The sequence below is a fragment of the Ammoniphilus sp. YIM 78166 genome, assembly GCF_004522215.1.
Taxonomy (GTDB): domain Bacteria; phylum Bacillota; class Bacilli; order Aneurinibacillales; family RAOX-1; genus YIM-78166.
Genome location: NZ_SDLR01000001.1, coordinates 524484 through 545634 on the forward strand (window position 1 = coordinate 524484; position 21151 = coordinate 545634).

27 protein-coding genes are annotated in these 21151 nt (G+C 44.0%); 23 read left to right on the forward strand and 4 right to left on the reverse strand.

Annotated features, from left to right (window positions below; translation table 11 throughout):
• Position 1 precedes the first annotated feature (1 nt).
• The 3 genes from EIZ58_RS02525 to fni all read left to right on the forward strand — a co-directional run bounded on the left by EIZ58_RS02525 (position 2) and on the right by fni (position 2933).
• The gene (locus tag EIZ58_RS02525) at positions 2-598 is read left to right on the forward strand and encodes a lysophospholipid acyltransferase family protein (protein ID WP_134698944.1); all 597 of its coding nucleotides are present in this window, start codon (positions 2-4) and stop codon (positions 596-598) included.
• Between the two features lie 110 nt (positions 599-708).
• A complete protein-coding gene (rpsA, locus tag EIZ58_RS02530) occupies positions 709-1866 on the forward strand; it encodes a 30S ribosomal protein S1 (protein WP_134698945.1) in 1158 nt (385 codons plus the stop codon).
• 17 nt (positions 1867-1883) lie between these two features.
• On the forward strand, positions 1884-2933 hold the full coding sequence (gene fni, locus EIZ58_RS02535) for a type 2 isopentenyl-diphosphate Delta-isomerase (RefSeq protein ID WP_134698946.1): 1050 nt from the start codon (positions 1884-1886) through the stop codon (positions 2931-2933).
• A 66-nt stretch (positions 2934-2999) separates the two neighbouring features.
• On the opposite strand, the gene EIZ58_RS34745 is transcribed toward fni, so the two are convergent.
• Positions 3000-3125 carry a hypothetical protein gene (locus tag EIZ58_RS34745; protein WP_255438133.1) on the reverse strand — a complete coding sequence of 42 codons (126 nt, stop codon included), beginning with the start codon at positions 3123-3125 and terminating at the stop codon, positions 3000-3002.
• 141 nt (positions 3126-3266) lie between these two features.
• Here EIZ58_RS34745 and EIZ58_RS02540 point away from each other — a divergent pair, with 141 nt between their 5' ends.
• The 7 genes from EIZ58_RS02540 to EIZ58_RS02570 all read left to right on the forward strand — a co-directional run bounded on the left by EIZ58_RS02540 (position 3267) and on the right by EIZ58_RS02570 (position 8965).
• Positions 3267-4082 (forward strand): YfkD family protein, encoded by an 816-nt coding sequence (locus EIZ58_RS02540; RefSeq protein WP_167577448.1) that lies wholly within the window; start codon positions 3267-3269, stop codon positions 4080-4082.
• A 124-nt stretch (positions 4083-4206) separates the two neighbouring features.
• Complete coding sequence (locus tag EIZ58_RS02545) at positions 4207-4809, forward strand: YphA family membrane protein (protein WP_483296322.1); 603 nt, start codon at positions 4207-4209, stop codon at positions 4807-4809.
• A gap of 16 nt (positions 4810-4825) precedes the next feature.
• The gene (locus EIZ58_RS02550; RefSeq protein WP_134698949.1) at positions 4826-5704 is read left to right on the forward strand and encodes a YIEGIA family protein; all 879 of its coding nucleotides are present in this window, start codon (positions 4826-4828) and stop codon (positions 5702-5704) included.
• 22 nt (positions 5705-5726) lie between these two features.
• Positions 5727-5915: a capping complex subunit for YIEGIA gene (locus tag EIZ58_RS02555; protein ID WP_205672116.1), complete on the forward strand. Its 189-nt coding sequence runs from the start codon at positions 5727-5729 to the stop codon at positions 5913-5915.
• A 64-nt stretch (positions 5916-5979) separates the two neighbouring features.
• The gene (der, locus tag EIZ58_RS02560; RefSeq protein WP_134698950.1) at positions 5980-7299 is read left to right on the forward strand and encodes a ribosome biogenesis GTPase Der; all 1320 of its coding nucleotides are present in this window, start codon (positions 5980-5982) and stop codon (positions 7297-7299) included.
• Between the two features lie 38 nt (positions 7300-7337).
• Positions 7338-7934 (forward strand): glycerol-3-phosphate 1-O-acyltransferase PlsY, encoded by a 597-nt coding sequence (gene plsY, locus EIZ58_RS02565; protein ID WP_205672098.1) that lies wholly within the window; start codon positions 7338-7340, stop codon positions 7932-7934.
• A gap of 5 nt (positions 7935-7939) precedes the next feature.
• Positions 7940-8965 carry an NAD(P)H-dependent glycerol-3-phosphate dehydrogenase gene (locus EIZ58_RS02570; RefSeq protein ID WP_134698951.1) on the forward strand — a complete coding sequence of 342 codons (1026 nt, stop codon included), beginning with the start codon at positions 7940-7942 and terminating at the stop codon, positions 8963-8965.
• A gap of 164 nt (positions 8966-9129) precedes the next feature.
• On the opposite strand, the gene EIZ58_RS02575 is transcribed toward EIZ58_RS02570, so the two are convergent.
• The gene (locus EIZ58_RS02575) at positions 9130-9498 is read right to left on the reverse strand and encodes a hypothetical protein (RefSeq protein WP_134698952.1); all 369 of its coding nucleotides are present in this window, start codon (positions 9496-9498) and stop codon (positions 9130-9132) included.
• 108 nt (positions 9499-9606) lie between these two features.
• On the opposite strand from EIZ58_RS02575, the gene EIZ58_RS02580 reads away from it, so the two are divergent.
• The 5 genes from EIZ58_RS02580 to EIZ58_RS02600 all read left to right on the forward strand — a co-directional run bounded on the left by EIZ58_RS02580 (position 9607) and on the right by EIZ58_RS02600 (position 13102).
• Complete coding sequence (locus EIZ58_RS02580) at positions 9607-9777, forward strand: DUF2768 family protein (RefSeq protein WP_134698953.1); 171 nt, start codon at positions 9607-9609, stop codon at positions 9775-9777.
• A complete protein-coding gene (locus EIZ58_RS02585; RefSeq protein WP_134698954.1) occupies positions 9774-10124 on the forward strand; it encodes a 2Fe-2S iron-sulfur cluster-binding protein in 351 nt (116 codons plus the stop codon). Before EIZ58_RS02580 ends, EIZ58_RS02585 begins: the two co-directional genes overlap by 4 nt.
• 2 nt (positions 10125-10126) lie before the next feature.
• Positions 10127-10825 (forward strand): hypothetical protein, encoded by a 699-nt coding sequence (locus tag EIZ58_RS02590; RefSeq protein ID WP_134698955.1) that lies wholly within the window; start codon positions 10127-10129, stop codon positions 10823-10825.
• A gap of 229 nt (positions 10826-11054) precedes the next feature.
• Positions 11055-12533, forward strand: a complete 1479-nt coding sequence (spoIVA, locus tag EIZ58_RS02595) for a stage IV sporulation protein A (RefSeq protein WP_134698956.1) — start codon at positions 11055-11057, stop codon at positions 12531-12533.
• Between the two features lie 290 nt (positions 12534-12823).
• Positions 12824-13102: an HU family DNA-binding protein gene (locus EIZ58_RS02600; protein ID WP_134698957.1), complete on the forward strand. Its 279-nt coding sequence runs from the start codon at positions 12824-12826 to the stop codon at positions 13100-13102.
• Positions 13103-13186: 84 nt separating this feature from the next.
• Here EIZ58_RS02600 and EIZ58_RS02605 read toward each other — a convergent pair whose 3' ends face one another.
• Both EIZ58_RS02605 and EIZ58_RS02610 read right to left on the reverse strand, forming a co-directional pair.
• Complete coding sequence (locus EIZ58_RS02605) at positions 13187-14356, reverse strand: MFS transporter (protein WP_134698958.1); 1170 nt, start codon at positions 14354-14356, stop codon at positions 13187-13189.
• On the reverse strand, positions 14349-15290 hold the full coding sequence (locus tag EIZ58_RS02610) for a COX15/CtaA family protein (protein ID WP_134698959.1): 942 nt from the start codon (positions 15288-15290) through the stop codon (positions 14349-14351). The genes EIZ58_RS02605 and EIZ58_RS02610 overlap by 8 nt, the downstream gene beginning before the upstream one ends.
• Positions 15291-15518: 228 nt before the next feature.
• Here EIZ58_RS02610 and folE point away from each other — a divergent pair, with 228 nt between their 5' ends.
• From folE to ndk, 8 genes are all read left to right on the forward strand, one after another.
• Positions 15519-16082, forward strand: a complete 564-nt coding sequence (folE, locus tag EIZ58_RS02615; RefSeq protein WP_134698960.1) for a GTP cyclohydrolase I FolE — start codon at positions 15519-15521, stop codon at positions 16080-16082.
• 13 nt (positions 16083-16095) lie between these two features.
• On the forward strand, positions 16096-16326 hold the full coding sequence (gene mtrB, locus EIZ58_RS02620; protein WP_134698961.1) for a trp RNA-binding attenuation protein MtrB: 231 nt from the start codon (positions 16096-16098) through the stop codon (positions 16324-16326).
• Positions 16327-16432: 106 nt separating this feature from the next.
• Positions 16433-16948: a hypothetical protein gene (locus EIZ58_RS02625; RefSeq protein WP_134698962.1), complete on the forward strand. Its 516-nt coding sequence runs from the start codon at positions 16433-16435 to the stop codon at positions 16946-16948.
• Between the two features lie 76 nt (positions 16949-17024).
• Positions 17025-17825, forward strand: coding sequence for a heptaprenyl diphosphate synthase component 1 (locus EIZ58_RS02630; protein ID WP_134698963.1), 801 nt, complete (start codon positions 17025-17027; stop codon positions 17823-17825).
• Positions 17826-17846: 21 nt separating this feature from the next.
• On the forward strand, positions 17847-18710 hold the full coding sequence (locus EIZ58_RS02635; RefSeq protein WP_134698964.1) for a UbiA-like polyprenyltransferase: 864 nt from the start codon (positions 17847-17849) through the stop codon (positions 18708-18710).
• Positions 18707-19540 (forward strand): menaquinone biosynthetic enzyme MqnA/MqnD family protein, encoded by an 834-nt coding sequence (locus tag EIZ58_RS02640; protein WP_134698965.1) that lies wholly within the window; start codon positions 18707-18709, stop codon positions 19538-19540. The genes EIZ58_RS02635 and EIZ58_RS02640 overlap by 4 nt, the downstream gene beginning before the upstream one ends.
• Before the next feature lie 9 nt (positions 19541-19549).
• The gene (gene hepT / locus EIZ58_RS02645; protein ID WP_134698966.1) at positions 19550-20545 is read left to right on the forward strand and encodes a heptaprenyl diphosphate synthase component II; all 996 of its coding nucleotides are present in this window, start codon (positions 19550-19552) and stop codon (positions 20543-20545) included.
• Between the two features lie 107 nt (positions 20546-20652).
• Positions 20653-21102: a nucleoside-diphosphate kinase gene (gene ndk / locus EIZ58_RS02650; protein WP_134698967.1), complete on the forward strand. Its 450-nt coding sequence runs from the start codon at positions 20653-20655 to the stop codon at positions 21100-21102.
• Positions 21103-21151: the final 49 nt, after the last annotated feature.

A 21151-nucleotide genomic window follows, 5' to 3' on the forward strand; every position in this document is an offset into this window, starting at 1 on the left:
TATGGGATTGTATCGATTTTTCCGAGCCTTGTTCCGATTATTTTATCGATTGATATATCGTTGGCAGGTTATCGGCCTTGATCGAATCCCTAAGCAAGGGGGTGTCATTCTTTGTTCGAATCACATTAGCAACTTAGATCCCCCTTTTATTGCCGCACCGTTGGACAGACAGGTTATGTTTATGGCCAAGGAAGAGCTTTTTCGAATTCCCATCGTCTCTTGGCTTATTAGAGAATTTGGAGCCTTTCCGGTCAAGCGAGGAAATAGCGATCGCGCTGCACTGAAGAAGGCGCTTCAGATTTTAAGTGAGGGGAAAGTTCTGGGCATCTTCCCGGAGGGCACTCGTAGCAAGAACGGCAAATTAGGAAGACCTTTTCCCGGAGCTGCATTATTTGCCTTAAAATCGGATGCTGCCGTCATTCCTGTAGCCATCATTGGATCTTGGATCCCGTTCTCCAAAATGACGGTAGTGTATGGCCATCCGATGGAATTTAGTCCATACCGCAATATCAAGCTTACTACGGAAATAACTACAGAAGCAGCAGAAGCGATCATGAAGGAAATACAAAAGCTTCTTGACTTGAATCAAATATGTTAAAATGTTCTATACTAAGATTACCACAAATCGCAATCATTTCTTTTATAACATATAAGTAATGATCAATCTATTATCAGTGAAGTGTGCTAACTTTTAAGGAGGAATGGTCCATGGCTGAAGAAATGCAAAACGCAGAAGTGAGAGCAATTCAAGTGGGAGAAACAGTACAAGGTAAGGTAACAAAAGTAGATGCAAAGCAAGCTTTAGTAGACATTGGTTACAAGACCGAAGCAATTCTCCCCATCAGCGAAGTATCCAGCCTGCACATTGAGAAGGTGGGCGATGTACTGACTGAAGGAGAGGAACTAACCCTGCAAGTGACCAAAATCAACGAAGAAAAAGATGAGGTCATTGTGTCTAAGAAGGCAGTAGATGCAGTTAAGGCGTGGGATGAGCTTGAACAGAAGTTTCAGTCCGGTACCATCTTCGAATGTCAAGTAGCCGATGTAGTAAAAGGCGGATTAGTGGTGGATGTAGGGGTGCGCGGATTCATTCCAGCTTCTCATGTAGAGCGCCACTTTGTAGAAGACTTTTCTGATTATAAGGGACGCACGTTAAGCCTTAAGGTGATTGAATTAGATAGAGAAAAGAACAAAGTGATCTTATCTCATAGAGCCGTTCTGGAAGAGGAAGTAAACCAGGCAAAGAAAAAGATTTATGATGAAATCCAGGTGGGTGAAGTGATCGAAGGAACCGTTCAGCGTCTAACTGACTTCGGTGCTTTCGTTGACGTTGGCGGAGTAGATGGATTAGTTCACATCTCGGAATTAGCTTGGGGACGCGTTGATAAGCCATCTGACGTAGTAAGCGAAGGCGATAAAGTAAAGGTTAAAGTTCTCAAAGTTGATCGCGATGGAGAGCGTATCAGCTTGAGTATGAAGGAAGCTCAGCCTGGACCATGGGAAACGGCCAGCGCACAATTAAAAGCTGGAAGTGTAGTAACCGGGACGGTTAAGCGCTTGGTAAGCTTTGGAGCCTTTGTTGAAGTGGCGCCTGGAGTAGAAGGTCTCGTTCATATTTCTCAGATCTCTAACCGACATATCGGAAACCCTGCAGAGGTTCTACAAGAAGGGCAAGAAGTTCAAGTGAAAATACTAGATCTCAATACCGCAGAACAACGCATCAGCTTATCCATCCGCGAGGTTGAGGAAGAGACAGAAACGAAAGCTGTTAAGAAAGAATTAGCCAATTATGAAGCAGATCAAGGCGGCATGGGTGTAACCATTGCAGATCGTCTTGGTGATTTAGCTAAAAAATTGAAGTCATAAAATGAGGGCAAACGAATATGCAGAGGACATCACGAAAGAACGATCACATCAAATATGCGATTGAGACCGGGCAAAGTGGTCATCATGGTTTTGATGATGTGAGATTCGTCCATAACTGCATTCCCCAATCCCTTGTTTCCAACATAACCTTGGATACATCATTCGGCGGACTTTCCTTAAGTTCGCCGATTGTTATTAATGCAATGACAGGCGGCGCAAAAGAGACCTTTATCATTAATGAGAAACTGGCCCTTTTGGCTCAGCGCGCTCAATTGGCCATGGCCGTTGGGTCTCAGATGGCCGCACTAAAGGATCCGTCTGTGCGTGGCACCTATGAAATCGTCAGGAAAGTGAACCCATCGGGAATTATTTTTGCGAATCTAGGCTCAGAGGCAAGTCCCGAACAGGCGCTTGCGGCTGTGGAGATGATTGAAGCGGATGGCTTGCAGATCCATCTAAACGTGATTCAGGAGTTAGTCATGCCTGAAGGGGACCGTGATTTTAGAGGGGTACTTGAACGGATTCAAGCGATTGTCGAGACGGTTAAATGTCCAGTATTTGTCAAGGAAGTTGGTTTTGGGATGGCTCGCGAATCAATTTTGAAGTTGCTTGAAACAGGCATTTCAGGAATTGATGTTGGGGGTAGTGGGGGAACGAACTTTGCCCGCATTGAAAATGCCAGACGCAAGGTTCCTGTAGATATGTTTAATGAGTGGGGTATGACAACGGTTCAGAGTCTCCTGGAAGCTTCTTGTTGCTCAGGAAAAACCGATATAATGGCTACTGGCGGCATCCAGAACGGATTGGAAGTGGCTAAGGCTATTTCTCTTGGGGCTTCTGCTGTCGGCATGGCTGGATTCTTTCTGCGTTTAGTTACGGAGTGTAATGAAACCGAGAGTCTATCGGTAACTGAAGCTTTGCAAGAACAGCTGAGGTTGGTCATGACTGCTTTAGGAGCGGAAAATATGATCCAGCTTCGTCAGCGCCCCCTTGTTATTTCAGGTCAATCTTATCATTGGGCGAAGATGCGAGGTATTGACTGCAGTATGTACAGCAGGAGAGTGTAAATATAAAAAGGCGAATCCCATCGGATTCGCCTTTTTTTCTACCGCATAGGAAAGTAACAGGTTACTCTAAGCTTTAAGTGGTCGGATCTTACCGCTGCCGAGCTTAATGAAGAAATTTCCCTCCCCATTTTTCAGCAATTTGATCCCCATTAAATTGATGACCGTCGTGTAAAACGCCATTCTTACTTTCACCTCCTTCTCCATCCTATGAGGAATGGCTCAAGTCCTATTCCCATACAATTATTTCCTTTTTAATTTTCTTTTATGTTTTTATTGGATAGGTAAATACTAATGCAAGAGAAGTTAGGTATGAATTCAGCGAGGAGGATATTCATGGGTAAACCAAACATTTACCGTTTATTGGCTGTACTTCTCCTAGTTCCCTTACTGTTAGGGCAGCCAGGAGAAAGTTTAGCTGCTGGGGGTAGACTAAAAATTCCAGATTCTGTTAAGGACATATCCAGGCAAAATACGTATCCCAATCCAAGTATGGATCCTGAATATGTCCAACCTAGTTCATCCACCCTTGAACTATTTAAAACAACAAATTATGAGATTGAGAATCCAAATTTAATTCGACTGCTTAATGAAACGACAATCCAGCCTTCTAAGCTTGCGATTGGTTTCAGGGCAAATATATACCTGGGTAATTGGGCTCTCAACTATGAGTCAAAGGAGACTTCTGTCAACTGGGAGTACAAGCAGGCCAATTTGAATAAGTTAGACAATCGCGGAGGTAGAGAAACCTCAGAACTGACGTATGAGCAGCAAGAAGAATTTACAGCAGTGGGTGGACTTACTACAGATGTGTTAGCGGAAGAGGACGTAAGAAAGCTTATGATTGCCGCGGCGAAACAGAATACGGGGCTTAACCTAGCTTTCGAAAGTACAGTAGGAAAAGGAACCAAGCAGGAAACCATTATGCGAGTACCTGCAAAAAAAATCGGTTACCTTCAAGCCTATGTACCGGCGGCTAGCGAACGCGGAAATATTACTTATGGTGAAGTATACTTAAACATACAAGGAAGCGAAAAAAAATTAATCATTAAAAATGTGACCCACAAGGGAGTGGGAGCTTGGATCCCAGTACAAGATAAGCTATCTTTTAAGTATTCTTTGTCCGAAAACCCGAAAACAAATCAGCCATAATCTTAGAAGGTCTGAGTTTCTCAGACCTTTTTGTTTTTTCCATGCGGTTTTGAGGAATAATGAAAATACTGTCTACTTTAAGCAGAGAGGGGTTAATCGTAAAGTGAACGATGGCTTTTTAGGGATGATTGGGTTATGGTTCTTTCTTCTTTTCGTATGGATAGGTGTTTTTGAAAGATTCATGAAAAAACATCGCGTTAGCAAAGCAATGGTAAGCCTCGTACTATTGGCTGCCTTGATAGGAGGGGGCCTTTATATTGAACTGCCTGAAAATGGCAGGATGATGGTTATTCCTTTTGTGATTCCCCTGGCGGTGGGAGTATGGCTATGGATACGGCAGGGAGACCAACAACGTCTGCATCTTTTGACGGCAAGTTTTTTAATCGGGGCTTCTCTGTTCTTTATGCAATTACTCCTGCGCTTAGATCCCGTCTTAATGTTTATCCCAGAAAAGTATATGCTTGCAGGTTTTGTTGTCATCCTCGTTCTTGTGGCTGCACGGAAATCTTTTCATCAATATGTCCTTCTTTCACTCGGTTTGGGGTTAAGTGATCTTTGCATCCAGGCCTACATGTGGAATAAAACCGGTTCGTATGTATTGGGTGCATCTTACCAATGGGACGTATGGTGGATTAGCTTTTATCTTTTGATTGCCGTGCGGGGCATCGTACGCTATTTGAACCTACCAAAACTTTGGAAAAGGAAAAGAGCAGAAACCACTAGTTAGGAAAGGAATAATTTCTATGGAAAATTATACTGCAGCAGTAATTATGGGCGTGGTGGTTGGCATCATCAGTCGAATCCTTATGTTACGGACCGACTATCGTTCTTATCCTACATACCCCCATGGACAAGTCATCCACCTGGCTTTGGGCGTTATTGCTGCTGGATTAGGATCAGTAGCCGTGCCGGCTTTTATGGAGGAAGATTTTACGGCTGTCACGTTTCTAGGCTTAGCTGCTTCCCAGTTCCGCGATGTAAGAAATATGGAACGTAATACTCTGCAACAATTGGATCAGATGGAGCTAGTTCCGCGCGGAACAGCTTATATTGAAGGCATTGCGATGGTGTTTGAAGGACGAAATTACTTGGTTATGCTTACCTCCATCCTAACCACCGCTGGGACAATTCTTTGGGGATGGAAGTGGGGCATCGTGATCGGCCTTGCTACACTCTTAATTGATAAAATCTTCATGTCTGGTAAAAATGTAGGGGACATTGCTGAGGTAAAAGAAGGAACCATTCGGATGGAAGGCCAGCATCTGTATGTCGATGATATATACATCATGAATGTGGGTTTGGAAGATACGAGAAAGAAAATTCAAAAGCAAGCCATGGGGATGATCTTAACACCGAAGAACGCCAACGGAGTCGTAACCTTAGGAAACTTAGGTCAGAGGCAAGCTGTTCTCCATGACGTAGCCACAGTCCTTGGGGTTTTTCGTGATGCCGGCGAACCATCCCTTGTCCCATTAATAAAAAGAAGTTTGGATGATGGAAGATTAGGGGTTTTTCTTTTGCCTCAGTTAAGAGACGCAGAGAAAATCAAAGCGACTATTAAAAGGGTGCCTGTACTCGAAAGTATTTATCGAAAACCTCTGGAAGCTAAGGTTAATAAGTAAGGAGTGAGGGAACAAAATGGGAATGGCATTGGAAAAAACGATACTTGCTGTAATAACCACCAATCGGGAGCTGGTCTCAGGAGGGGCCCCGATTTTTTTTGCAGCGAATAATGAGGAAATGCAACAAATCTCCTTTACCCTAGAAAAAATTTTAGATGCTATGGCTCATACATTAACTGACGGAATCATGATTATTGTTAAGCATTTTTAAGTAACAATTGCAAGAACCTAAGAAATCAAGTAATATAGATGGTTGAAAGTGAGGTTGGAGAATTATGGCTAATCCAGTTGTGGCTATTGTAGGCAGGCCAAATGTTGGGAAATCAACATTGTTTAATCGTATTGTAGGAGAAAGAATCTCCATTGTTGAGGATGTTCCGGGGGTAACACGGGACCGCATATACAGTAAGGCGGAATGGCTCGATCGTCATTTTCACCTTATTGATACAGGTGGTATAGCATTCGATGACCATGATATTCTACTCGAACACATTCGCCATCAAGCCGAATTGGCGATTGATGAAGCGGACGTGATTATCTTTGTAGTCGATACGACGACCGGCATTACCAGTACGGATGAAGAAGTAGCTAAAATGCTGTTTCGTTCGAAAAAACCAATTGTATTGGGAGTCAATAAAGCGGATAATCCAGAACGCTTAAACCAAATGTACGAGTTTTATTCGCTAGGTTTTGGTGAACCGATTGGAATCTCGAGTGTCCATGGCCTAGGTATCGGGGACTTATTAGATGAAGTTATTAAACACTTCCCGGAGGATACCGAGGAAGAATATGATGAAGACACGATCCGCATTTCCCTGATCGGAAGACCGAATGTAGGAAAATCGTCGTTGGTCAACGCCTTGCTAGGAGAAGAGCGTGTAATTGTAAGTGATATCGCGGGGACGACCCGGGATGCGATTGATACCCTGTTGACGAGGGAAGGACAAGACTTTGTTCTCATTGATACGGCGGGGATGAGAAAGAAGGGTAAGGTCTATGAGGCAACGGAGAAATATAGTGTGCTCCGTGCCCTTCGAGCTATTGAGCGTTCGGATGTCTGTATCATTGTTATTAATGCAGAAGAAGGCATAATTGAGCAGGATAAGAAGATTGCGGGTTATGCTCACGAGGCGGGTAGAGCCGTTATTATTGTTGTTAACAAGTGGGATGCGATCGAAAAAGATGATAAAACGCTTCATCAGTTCGAGAGAACGGTGAGGGAACACTTCCTATTTATGGATTATGCTCCTATCCTATTCGTTTCAGCGAAAACCAAGCAACGGATCCACCAAATCTTGCCGAAGGCCAAAGATGTTGCCGATCAGCATGCCATGAGAATACCTACGAATGTGTTGAACGATCTGATTCATGAAGCTACTACGGTCACTCCTCCGCCATCGGACAAGGGAAGAAGGCTGAAAATCAATTATGTTACACAAGTTTCTGTTAAGCCGCCTACCTTTGTACTGTTTGTGAATGATGTAGAGCTGCTCCATTTTTCATACCAGCGTTTCTTAGAGAATAGAATTAGAGAAGCTTTTCCTTTTGAAGGGACACCGATTCGTCTGATTGCAAGGAATAAGGCAACCGAGTAGGTGCAAAGGATGAGGAAATAGGGAGAGGATTGAGGGGAATGTATACAGTCATCGCAGTTATCGCCGGGTACCTTCTTGGGTCCATCAGCTTCAGCTACTTGGTAGCCAAGAAGATAGCTGGAATTGACATTCGTCAGCATGGCAGTGGGAATGCAGGAGCCACGAATACATTAAGGGTTCTAGGGAAAGGACCGGGTATCCTGGTTCTGCTGTTGGATGCACTCAAAGGGATGGTTGCCGTTTGGCTGGCTCTCTGGCTGACAGACGGCCATCACTTAGCTACCGCTTTAGCTGGAGCAGCCGCTATTGTTGGGCATAATTGGCCCGTGTTTTATGGCTTTAAAGGGGGAAAAGGAGTAGCTACAACGATTGGTGTGATTGCTGCTCTTTCCTTCTACCCATTTCTCTGGTCTGTACTAGCTACGTTGTTGGTCATTTACCTTACACGGTATGTATCATTAGGGTCACTTGTGTTTCTTGTCCTCATTCCTATTTTCATGTTTGTCTATCGTGACCCACAGGAATTCATCTGGATGGCCATTATCTTGGCCATTCTTGGCTTTGCTAGGCATTCCCAAAATATTGTGCGCCTGCTTCAAGGAAAGGAAAGTAAATTGGGGCAAACCAAAAAATAAGGGAGATGAGCAGGGTGGAAATAGCATTGATTGGAGCGGGGAGCTGGGGAACGGCTTTAGCGATGGTATTGGCAGACAATGGCCATCATGTGCACATGTGGTCGAGAAGAGAAGACCAAGCGCGAGAAATAAATCTTCAACACACCAATACCAAGTACCTCCCCCATATTGAACTATCCGAATTCATTTCATGCTCAACCAATCTAGAAGAGGTAATAAAGGGGAAACCGGTTGTTTTGTTTGTTGTCCCCTCACATGGCATAAGGGAGCTAGCCAGAGAGGCAGCCGCATTTATGATGCCAGGGACGTTATTGATTCACGCTGTGAAAGGATTAGAACTCGGAACCTATAAGAGGATTTCGGAAGTCCTTCAAGAAGAACTGCCAGCTTCTGTTCATTCTCGTATTGTGGTCCTCTCCGGGCCCAGCCATGCAGAAGAAGTGAGCCAGAAATCTCCTACTACCGTTGTAGTGGCTTCCCAACCTATTGGAGCGGCCGAACAAGCGCAAGACTTATTGATGAACTCCTATTTTCGGGTGTATACTAACCCCGATGTTACGGGACTAGAAATTGGCGGAGCGCTGAAGAATATTATTGCCCTTGGCGCTGGTCTGTCGGACGGGCTAGGCTTTGGCGATAACGCCAAGGCCGCTCTGATGACAAGAGGATTGGCCGAAATTAGCCGGCTAGGTGTACATTTGGGGGCTGATCCCATGACGTTTTTGGGATTGGCGGGAGTAGGAGATCTCATTGTAACTTGTACGAGTAAGCACAGTCGGAACTGGAGAGCAGGGAACCTGCTTGGTCAAGGGATGTCTTTAGAAGAAGTGCTGGAACGAATGGGTATGGTCGTTGAAGGGGTGAAGACGACTAAGGCAGCCTATGAGCTTGCGGAAAGAATGCAGGTGGAGATGCCTATTACCAAGGAACTTTATGAGGTACTGTTTGAAGCGAAGCTGCCCCGTCATGCAGTTGAGGATTTGATGGGGCGTTTGAAGCGCCATGAAGGAGAAGAAATGGCACAGAATTGATGCTAATGTCATAGCATGATAAAGTGAGATTAAAGATCCACCATATAAAATATTGGGCTTCTAACTAAGTTGCATTATGCACAGCGTCCACATAGGATATATTGGGTTCTATTAACGCAGCCTTTAACAGGCGAAGATACAGTCAAAGAGGGGTAACGGAAACGTTACCCCTCTTCTTTTTTTAGGGACTCGTCCCGTGCGAAGGTTTCCACAAGGGCTTGGATCTCCGGAGATTGCAGTAGAGTCATCATTTGCCTATAGTCTAGGCTGTGCAGATTCTTAACCCAGTCTGAGGATGGAGGGCTTTTGAGGTTAAGGGAATCGACAAGTCTCTGGATGTTTTCTAATGTTGAGTGGAGTTTCAGCAGTTGCTCACGGACCATTTTCACTTGAGTTGCCATATCGGGGTAGGGTTCCTGATAGGCTTGACGGAAAGGCGCTGGGGCTTGTTTAGGGTAATTGCGTTGGAAGGTAGTAGGGCGCCTGCGCTTAATACGTTCTGGGTTTTTCCAGCTTGGATTCATCATATCCATGCGAATGCCTCCTTTTTAGCATTCTATTCACACTTGGGCTGAAAGGTGTTTTTGGCCAACTTATGCTATAATGAGAAGGATGACTAAAGAAAGAAGGATAGTGGAGAAATGGATAAAGAAATGTCGTCTTTTGTTGCTATGGGACTTATGTTTTTGGCGAATATCGCCATTATTTTTGCTCGGAGTAAGCTAAAAGGAATCCCACGATTTATTGTTTCAACGTTCGCCTTCTTGTTGTTGATCCCATCTTTGCTCCTTATTCTTGTTGTTTTGCTATGAGAGTCAAGATTGAGTTTCAGCCAAAAGGGAAGACGGTATCGGTTAACAAAGGTGAAAATATACTCCAGAGTGCGCTTAAGAATCGCGTAGCCATTCGCAACCGGTGTAATGGAAATGGAACCTGTACGACTTGTAAGGTTAAGATCGCGACGGCTGAGCCAATGGTATCTCTCCCGTCGACACAGGAGATGCGGATGCTGAGTGAACAAGCTCTTACAGAGGGGTATCGCCTGGCTTGTCAAACACGCGTCTATGGACCGATTCTCGTACAAATTCCTGAAGAGGCATGGAAGAGCACGGTCAAAGAGCAGATAGAACGACAGCGCCAGGAAAAGGAAGGAATATAGAAATGAGTAGACTATGGATTGTACTGCTAATTACGGTTTTAACGGGCTGCATGTACCCTCAAGAACGAAAACTAGAAAATCAACTGCCGCCTCTGCAACAGGTTCAGATGGTTCAGGGGGCTATTGATCAGTTTTTTGCGGAAACGCGGGTACTTCCGATCGCCACCAAAGAAGCGAATACTCCCATATTCGAAAAATATGTCATTCAATTTAATCAACTAGTACCTAAATACCTGCCTTATATGCCGGGTGCGGCATTCGAGCAGGGGGGATCGCATCTATTTGTGTTAACGAATGTAGAGGTTCAGCCTACCGTTAAACTACTGGATTTAAAAATGGTCGAACATATACATGATATTCAAACGAGAGTAAGTCGCTTTCATACACAAAATCAAAATCTTCCTGTAGCGGAGGTTATCCAGCCTGGTTATTTCAAGATCGATTTGAGGAAGATTGGTGTGGCGAAGGATAGGGACAGCGTCATAAGTCCAGTAACGGGGAATAAGCTTCCCGTCGTTATGTCAGCTGAGGGAGTGGTCGGGATCGATTATCAAAAGGACCTAAGCCAAATTATCCAAGGGGTACAAGGGCCCATCCCTCCAGGTAAAGATCTCCTTGAATTGATTCCAGAGAATTCCCTTTATGTACCGGTTAAAGCCTTTTCGTATACGCTTGTCGAAAACGTTCCAACACTTAAGTAAAATATTTTTATACCTAATTGTCATAGATCCATTGCCCAGGCCATAGGATGGTTTATAAAGGCAAAGGGGTGCGATCGGTGATCAAAAAGAACAATTGCCTTGTCAATTGTTCTTTTTATTTTTACTGAACGACATTTGATCATAAACTCGCCACCGCCTCATATATTTATAATGTCCTAATCTATCCTAGAGTCCAATGAAGCATTTATTTTGAAGGGGAGGTAAGAATGTGGAACGAGTAGATATTTTTAAAGATATTGCAGAACGGACAGGGGGAGACATCTACATAGGCGTAGTTGGTCCTGTCCGCACAGGTAAATCTACTTTTATCAAACGATTCATGGAACTCGTGGTCATGCCAAACATTAAGAGTGAAACGGATCGGGCCCGCGCGAAAGATGAATTGCCGCAGAGCGCAGCTGGACGCACCATCATGACCACTGAGCCTAAATTCGTTCCCAATCAGGCTGTGGAGATTCATGTTGCTGACGGCTTAGAGATCAATGTGCGGCTCGTTGATTGTGTTGGGTATGCTGTTACAGGAGCAAAGGGGTATGAAGACGAAAACGGTCCTCGCATGATTAATACTCCTTGGTATGACGAGCCTATTCCCTTTGAAGAGGCTGCGGAAATCGGGACGCGTAAGGTTGTTCAAGATCACTCTACTCTAGGGGTGGTGATCACAACGGACGGGTCGATAGCCGAAATACCAAGAGAAGGTTATTTAGTAGCCGAAGAAAGAGTAATCGCAGAATTAAAAGAAGTAGGGAAGCCGTTCATCATAGTTGTGAACTCTGTCCATCCAGAACGAAAAGAAGCTCAGGACCTTCGCCTCCAGCTTATGGAGAAATATGATGTTCCCGTATTGGTCATGAGTGTAGATGATATGGTAGAGGCGGATGCCATGGCTACCCTTCGAGAAGTGCTCTTCGAATTCCCTGTGCACGAAGTCAATGTCAATCTTCCTAGCTGGGTAATGGTACTTCACGATGATCACTGGCTCCGTCAGAACTATGAAGAAAGCGTAAGAGAGACAGTAAAAGAAATTCGTCGCTTGAGGGACGTAGACCGCGTAGTGGGGCATTTCAGTGACTATGAGTTTATTGAAAAAGCTTCCTTGTCTGATATGAATATGGGTCAAGGGATTGCTGAAATTGACCTCTACGCACCTGATTATCTATACGATCAGATCCTTGTAGAAGTAGTTGGCGTAGAGATTCGCGGTAAGGATCATCTCCTCCAGCTCATGCAGGAATTCTCACATGCCAAGCGTGAGTATGATCGGGTGGCGGTTGCCTTAAATATGGTAAGACAAACGGGCTATGGTATTGCTCCACCATCCATTCAGGAAATGACGTTAGATGAGCCGGAGATCATACGCCAAGGCAGCCGGTTCGGCGTTCGTTTAAAAGCGACAGCACCATCTATTCACATGATTCGAGTAGATGTGGAATCGGAGTTCTCTCCTATTATCGGAACGGAAAAGCAAAGCGAAGAGCTCGTACGCTATCTGATGCAGGACTTCGAGGAAGACCCGCTTAGCATCTGGAATTCCGATATATTCGGTCGTTCCCTTAACTCCATTGTCAATGAGGGCATTTCGGCGAAGCTTGGCATGATGCCAGAGAATGCACGGTATAAGCTTCAGGAAACCCTTCAAAGGATTATTAATGAGGGCTCTGGCGGGTTAATTGCCATTATTCTTTAAAAGAAGCAAACTTGTATGAAGGCCTCCATCTTATCGATGGGGGTCTTTTTTCTTCTATCCTCTCATTCTCTATAAATCTAGTGAAAAAAATGGCGAAAAATCCATATTTCATGAGAAAACCCCTTGAACTCAACGGTTTTCTATATTAATATAAAGCATGTTACGAGAGAAGAAACGCCGTAGTCTCAAGTGTTTTAGAAAGAAATTCTAGTAAATAGGTATAAATAATTGCAAAATGGTTAAAGAAAGTAGTAAGTACGAAGGCCAACTCATTGGGAGGAGGTGAAACAATGAATAAGACAGAACTTATTTCTTATGTAGCTGAAGCAGCTGAGCTAACTAAGAAGGATGCAACAAAAGCAGTTGAAGCCGTATTCGATGCGATCGAGAACGCACTGAAAAACGGGGATAAGGTTCAGCTTATTGGTTTTGGTAACTTTGAGGTTCGCGAGAGAGCAGCTCGTAAAGGCCGTAACCCGCAAACTGGAGAAGAAATCGAAATCTCTGCAAGCAAAATCCCAGCTTTTAAACCTGGTAAATCTCTTAAAGATTCCGTTGCTGGAGTATAATCTGTACATAGTTAGATGAAATCTGCACCTTAGGGTGTGGATTTTTTTTTATATAAAAAGGGTCCATGAAGGACCCCGCTCATACTAGCTTACTTTTGAAAGAACGAATTTCCGATCCGCTGCACGATAGGAGTAGACTAAGGAGATAGCCATAAAGAGCACAGCTCCCCCGAATAAAAACGGATAGGTGATATCGAAATAAAAGAGCAGAGAGCCAATCAGAGGCCCTAGAATACGTCCTAGGCTGTCCATCGAAGAGATAAGTCCGGAGGCCACTCCTTGTCCGACTGTGGTCTTTTGCGTGACAAGAGAGGTTACACAAGGACGTATAAGGGCATTTCCGATACCGAATATCGTGACATATAAGGCCGCTGTCCAGAAGTTAACCGAAAAGAGTATGAGAATAAAGCCAGTCCCGGATACGAGCAGCCCGATTAATATGGCCTTGCTCTCCATTCCCTTTTTAATTTTTTTCCTAACTACATATCCTTGGATCACGGCTCCTGCTACACCGCTGATGGCAAACATCATACCCATTTCAAAGGCTGAAGCGCCAATTTTAGCGACTTGGAAAAATTGAAGGGTACTTTCTAAGCCAGCCAGGGTAAAGGAGACAAGAAAGGAAAGGATGTACAGATGTTTAAGAGGCCCAGCAAAGGCTTTCCATCGAGATTCACGAACCTCAGGTTGGCCATGTTCCTTCGGCTGATGGGACTCTTTTAATACAAACCAAGCAAAAATCAGTGTGCCTAAAGATAGGGCAGAGGCAGCAAAAAACGGCAGCTCGTTACCAAACACACTGAGGAGCCCGCCGAATGCCGGGCCGAAGATGAAACCTAATCCGATAGACATGCCAGCTAGTCCCATGCCCTTTGTCCGATTGTCTTCAGAGGTAATATCTGCAACGTAAGCAATGCAGCAAGCCGTAGCTGCACCAGAGAAGGCGCCACCTAACAAGCGGGAGGCATACATGACCCACAGGTTCTGATCAGAGATTCCAAAAAGGAAAAAGCTTAGGCTAAAGCCAAAAACCCCAATCATGATAATCGGTCTTCGTCCGATGCGGTCCGAAAAAGCCCCCCAAAGGGGGGAGAGAAAGAAGGACATCGCAGAGTAAAGGGAAAGCATGAGTCCCAAGTGGTAAGTTGCGGCTTGCGCATCTTCTATCATATTAGGGAGAACAGGAATAATCATCCCAAAGCCAATGAAAATGGTCACAAGGATGACCATAATCGTGAGCATTCGCTTATCCATGGATGGCTCCCTTCTTACTTTCAGATTCGTTCGCTGCTTGGTTATGGTCTAAGGTTTGGAAACACATGTAACACAGGATGCCAAACAATCCAGCTATAATGGTATTGTGAAGTAAGGCAGGACCTAGCGCTAAACGGGCGAGTACCACATAGCCTCCGCTTAGAACCTGAAGAATTGTAAAGATCAGAAGGGCAATGGATCCATAATATAAATCTTTACGCACTCGATAGTACTTCACAATAACGACAGTGAGCCACACAACCAAAATCAGGAAGATGAACGCAGCCACGCGGTGGACGAACTGAATCGCAACTGAGCCTGAGCCGATAAGGTCAGGAATCCAGTACCCATTACACTTTGGCCAGCTAACACAGCCTAAACCAGATTTGGTGTGACGAACATAAGCACCAAGATAGACAACGATATAGCAATAAACGGAGAGCCACCAGATGGCATTTCTTAGTTGCTTAGTAATCGATCCTAGCTTTTGCGGCTGAATCATTCGTCCCTCAAAAACTAGGATCGTAAGTAATAATACAGAAGCAAAAGCCGTCAGGGAAAAGCCAAAGTGCAGGGCCAGCACAGCGGAGGATTGGCCCCATACGACTTGAGCCGCGCCTAGTAAAGCTTGAAGAAAGGTAAAGAAGAAACCGAGAAAGGCAAAGGCCTTTACTCCAGGCTTGTCCCCTAATTTACGCCAAGCCCATACCGATTGAACGACCACGAGAATACCGACAACCCCGGAAATGGCTCTATGGCTGTATTCAATGATGGATTCCAAGCTATCAAGCGGAGCAAATTGACCATGACACAACGGCCAAGTATTCCCGCAGCCTTGCCCAGATCCCGTCTTAGTGACGAGAGAGCCAGCGATAAGCACAAGGAACATGCCAATGGTGGTTAGGATGGAAACCCATTTTAAACCCTTATTCATTTAATAACCTTCTTTCTGGCATAAAAAGCCGGATGATGATCTATGAAGTCTATAGAATACTTAAGTTTTACGATCAAAATGCCATCTTTCATTTTATCAGTAGATACTCACAATGTTAATAAGTTTTTCTATCCAGTAAGTATTTTAGTGAACGTACTCGTATTTTGCAATTTTTATGATCAGGTGCTATGATTGGAATGTGTTTTTTGGAGTAGGAGGCGAAGGAAAATGAGTGTAGATCATGAGAAAATTCAACAAGCGGTTAGGATGATCTTAGAGGCGGTGGGTGAAGACCCAGACCGGGAAGGGTTGCTAGATACGCCCGCTCGCGTAGCTAGAATGTACGAGGAAATCTTTCAAGGATTACATATTGAACCTAAGGAATATTTTTCTGCTATATTTAGTGAAGAACATGAAGAACTCGTACTAGTCAAGGATATTTCTTTTTATTCGACTTGTGAGCACCACCTGGTTCCGTTTTTTGGGAAGGCTCATGTGGCATACATACCCCAAGGGGGAAGAGTTGTAGGACTTAGCAAGCTAGCAAGAGCTGTTGAGGCGGTTGCTAAGCGCCCTCAGTTGCAAGAAAGAATTACTTCTATCGTAGCTAATAGCATCATGGAAATGCTTGAGCCCCAGGGAGTAGTTGTCGTTGTTGAAGCAGAGCATATGTGTATGACGATGCGTGGGGTGAAAAAGCCGGGTTCCAAGACAGTCACCTCTGCAGTCAGAGGGTGCTTCGAACGCGATGTAGCTGCCCGAGCCGAAGTATTTAGCTTGATAAAGGGATAGGAGGAGATAGTTCATGAGTGATCAACCACAACCAAATGATTATTTTATTATTAAGGCCAAGGAAAACGGGGTGAACGTGATTGGACTAACGCGAGGCGAAACTACGCGTTTTCATCATTCCGAAAAATTGGATAAAGGCGAAGTCATGATTGCCCAGTTTACGGATCATACTTCGGCTGTGAAGATAAGAGGCAAGGCGATTATCCATACGAGGTATGGGACTATCGATACGAGTGAAGAATAACTATAAATCAGTCAAGCAGGCGAGCGAGTGCCTGCTTTCTTTTTGTAGTAGCAATCATACATCCTCCTTTCTGCTCGTACACTTAAAGGAGAGGGAGGTGTATAACATGCAATTAGCGCGTAATTTGTTTTTTGCCATAGTCCTTTCTACCATGCTTGCCTTTCTGCTTTCTTCCTTGCCACCCAATGTCGAGGAACAACAACTGGGATTAACCCCTGTGTTTAAGTCAACCAAGCCTATGATATTAAGGGAAGAAAATCTAGTAGATGTGCTTTCCGCCTTTGAGACGCGTTTAGCATTAGGGCATGTAAAATGGGAAAATCGCAATCTTTTTATTGATTATAAGGCCTCAATGGAAAAACCGATTTACGTAGAAGATATATACGATGACCTTTTCTCCGTCATAAAATTTGCCTATCTGAATGTCAATAATGTTGAAGGCCTATATGTGCGCGTCCTTTATAAGGAAAAAGGCAGGGATGAAGTGCTCATTGCAGTTTCCGCCGAAAAGACGAATCATCTGCTCAAGGCCTTGACAGAAACAGAAGATAAGAAATCTTTCCTTCAAGAATTTACAACCTTGACCCATGGTGTACTTTGGAAGACAAACTTTCAAAAATGATTCTTAAAAATTAATGTTAATTAGGATATAATTTGTATGGTATACTTGATCCATTGTCATTTTGGGGGAAAAAATCATGATTCTAACGCATTGTTTATTCCGGGAGGAATTAACGGACATTATAGACGAGTTAAACACCCAGATATCCTGTGATTTTGTTCACCGCTACGTGGAAATTCCCTCCATCCCTTATGTTCGGATGCAGGTCCTTTTTTTGTTTCTGCATGATTCTGGTGTAGCCTACGATCAAATTAAGCAATACCTTATTCCAACGTCCCTTATCCAGGTAGCCCTGGATTGCCATGAGGAAGTGACCTTGCTGCCGCAAGTTTCAGAACAGGGAATTCGTCGGAGACAACTGACGGTCCTGGCGGGGGACTTATTTAGCAGCAAGTATTATTATCTTCTGTCGAATCTGGGGGATATTCCCTTGATTAAGACTTTGGCAAAATCCATTTATGATATTAATGTAGCAAAGACTCAGTTGTACACGCAGCATCATCTACCTTTAGAAGAAGCCATGCAGCTTCGAACTAAAATCGATACAGCCCTTTTTACTAGTTTTATCCCACGTTTTTCTGATGAGCTGGTTGCTGTTTGGCGGAGATTAATGGAGCAATTATCGCTAATTGAACGATTGGTTCAGGAGTTATCAAGGTATCAAAGCAGCCAAGAGCTAAGTGGACATATGAAGAAACTGGCTGGAGAGATTTCCGTGCGGGAAGCAGCCAATCGAGTTCGCTTGATGATTGAACAAGCCATCGGAAATATCCAGGAAGATGTTTATTTTCTGCGCAAGGATGAGGTAAAGCAAGGGATTAGGGATCTTATTAAGAGCACCGTGAAACAGACTGAGAATCAGGTTTCCATTCCCTAGGATGTAAGGAGATAGTACAAGATGAATAAATTAAAGATAATCTTAGAGATGATTAAATTTGAGCATACTATATTTGCCCTTCCATTTGCTTACATGGGCGCAATACTTGGAAGTATTGTGGTAAATGGAACCTGGCCTACTTTAGGTCAGATCTTCTGGATTACCCTTGCCATGGTAGGAGCCAGAAGTGCAGCCATGGCACTTAATCGAGTGATCGATCGGGCGATTGACGCAAGAAACCCTCGAACAGTAACCAGGGCCATTCCTGCAGGCTTGCTTTCAGCTAAAGAGGTGTATGTCTTTATTGTTGGATCCTTTGCCCTCTTATTTTTCGCTGCTTTCCAATTAAACATGCTGGCGGTGCAATTACTGCCCCTTGCGGTTTTTGTACTTGTTTTATATTCTTACACGAAACGTTTTACTTGGGCCTGTCATCTCGTCTTAGGTGTGGCCATTGGGCTCGCTCCTCTTGGGGGATGGGTGGCAACTACGGGCCAGGTGGATATGATCGGATTACTGTTATTTGTAACAGTAGCCCTATGGACAGCCGGGTTTGATATTATTTATGCTTGTCAGGATATTGAATTTGACAAACAAAATGGTCTCTACTCTATTCCTAGTCGCTTTGGTTTAGCTGGCGCTTTAAGTTTAGCTCGATGGTTACACGCAATAACCGTAATAGGATTTGTGGCCTTATACTTCCTTACCGATTTAAGCTTCATGTTTGCCATCGGGGTACTTGTTGCAGCGGTCATCTTAATTTATGAGCACCGTCTAGTGTCTCCACATGATCTTTCCAAATTAAATACGGCGTTTTTTACAATGAACGGTGTATTAAGCGTAGTGGTTTTTGTTTTTACAATACTTGACTTGGTGATAAAATGAGAATAGGAAAAATATCTTATACCAATGTGTTGCCTGTTTTTTATTTTTTCCAAGACGCTAAGTTCGCGGGACAAGCTTCCTTTATTGAGAAGGTGCCTGCCGAATTGAATAGGCATCTTGCAGCCGGAGAAATTGATTTGGGACCGGTTTCTTCCTTCACTTACGCAGAAAATGACGGGGCCTATAACGCCCTAGAGGACTTATCCGTTAGTGCGCTAGGGGCCGTGGGCTCCATTTTTCTGTTTAGCAAGTTCCCCTTAGAAGAGTTGAAAGAGCCTAGAATTGCATTGACCAATACTTCTGCTACTTCTGTTAATTTACTCAAAGTGATCATGGAGAAATTTCAAGCGGCTCATCCTCAATATGTGACTATGAAGCCCTCCTTGGAACAGATGATGGATCAAGCCGATGCAGCCTTGCTAATTGGGGATGATGCTCTGATGGCAAAGCTGACGAATCCAGGGTATTATGTTTACGATTTAGGGGAATTGTGGTATAAACATACAGGGATGTGGATGACGTTTGCCTTGTGGTGTGTGCGAAAAGATGTAATCGCTACGGAACCGAGTTTATTAGGGAACATCCACTTGGAGTTTCTAAGGGCAAAAAAACAGGGTGCAGAGCAATTGGATGATATCATTCGTCATTCCCAACGCGAATTCGGGGGAAGTTATGAATTCTGGAAAGGGTACTTTTCTGGGCTATGTCATGATTTCCAATCAGAACAGAAGAGAGGGCTGGAATATTATTTTCGCTGTGCAGCCGAGATTGGCTTATTAGCTCGTCCTGTTGAAGTCATTACATGGGGTGCGGGTGCGAGAATAACTTAAGGTGAATGTATGAAATTAGCTGACATTTTTTTTCAACTAAAGAAAGATATGCAGTATATAGAAAAAGAGCTGGCTAAATCCATCTCAACGAAAGACGCCCTACTATACAAGACTTCCAGTCATTTGCTTAAGGCAGGAGGAAAAAGAATCCGTCCTGTTTTTGTCTTGTTGGGAGGGAAATTTGGAACGTACGATCGAGAGAGGTTAAAGCATTTGGCTGTTGCATTGGAGCTCATTCACATGGCGACATTAGTTCATGATGATGTGATTGACGATGCCGCTACGCGCAGAGGCCAGCAAACGGTAAAGTCCAAGTGGGACAATCGCCTTGCTATGTACACGGGAGATTATATTCTTGCAGAGGCTCTTTTGACTGTAACGGAATTAGAAAACCCGAGAGTTCATCAGATTTTGTCTCGTTCCATTAAGCAAATGGTTGAGGGTGAAATTGAACAAATTCGTGATTTTCATGATTGGGATCAAAGCCTACGAAACTATCTGCGACGAATCAAGCGGAAAACAGCTTTGCTTATCGCTGTAAGCTGCCAGCTTGGTGCGATTGTTTGCGGTGCCCCAGAAAAGCATGTTAGGGCCTTATACAACTATGGCTATAACGTGGGGATGGCTTTTCAAATCACCGACGACATTTTAGACTTTGTCGGAGACGAGAAAACCCTAGGAAAGCCAGCAGGCAGTGATTTGCGTCAAGGGAATATTACACTTCCTGCCTTGCATACCTATCAAGATCCCAAGCTTGGTCCTCTATTGAAGTCTTGGATGACGACGGGAGCTAACAACAGCGGTGAGGTTCAAGTTTGGTTGCCAGATGAAAAGATAGAGGATGCTATCCAATTAGTAAGAAAAGCGCAAGGACTTCATTATGCCCAAGCTTTAGCAGATCGCTATATTTCTAGAGCCATGCATTGGCTTGAGGACCTGCCAGAAGGCCAGCCTAAAAAGTCTTTACAAGAAATTGCGAAATTCATCGGGAAAAGACAGTTTTAGTATTTGCATTATGAAGGTCATTTTTGGTAAAATCACATTCGTGAGACTGATTTTGGGGCCTTATCTATTTAAGGCCTAATACATAAGAGGGAATGAGGGAATTTTTTATGGCATTAGAAAGAACTTTTGTAATGGTGAAACCTGATGGTGTTCAACGTAACCTAATCGGTGAAATCGTAACCCGTTTTGAGAAGAAAGGCTTTAAACTCGTAAGCGCGAAATTGATGAGCGTGGGACAAGCTTTAGCAGAAGAGCATTATGGTGAGCATAAAGAGCGCCCTTTCTTCGGCGAATTAGTTGGATTCATCACTTCTAGCCCTGTTTTTGCAATGGTTTGGGAAGGGGACAATGTAATCGCTACAGCCCGCAATATGATGGGTAAAACGAATCCTGCTGATGCTGCTCCTGGTACCATCCGTGGTGATTTCGGAGTGAGCGTAGGTATGAACATCATCCATGGCTCCGATTCTGCTGAGAGTGCACAACGTGAGATCGGTCTTTGGTTTAAAGAAGAAGAGCTTGCTTCTTACGAAAAAACAGTGAATCAGTGGGTTTAATCCCATGTGAACCGCAGAGGTTTTCCTTCTGCGGTTTTTCCTTTTTTTC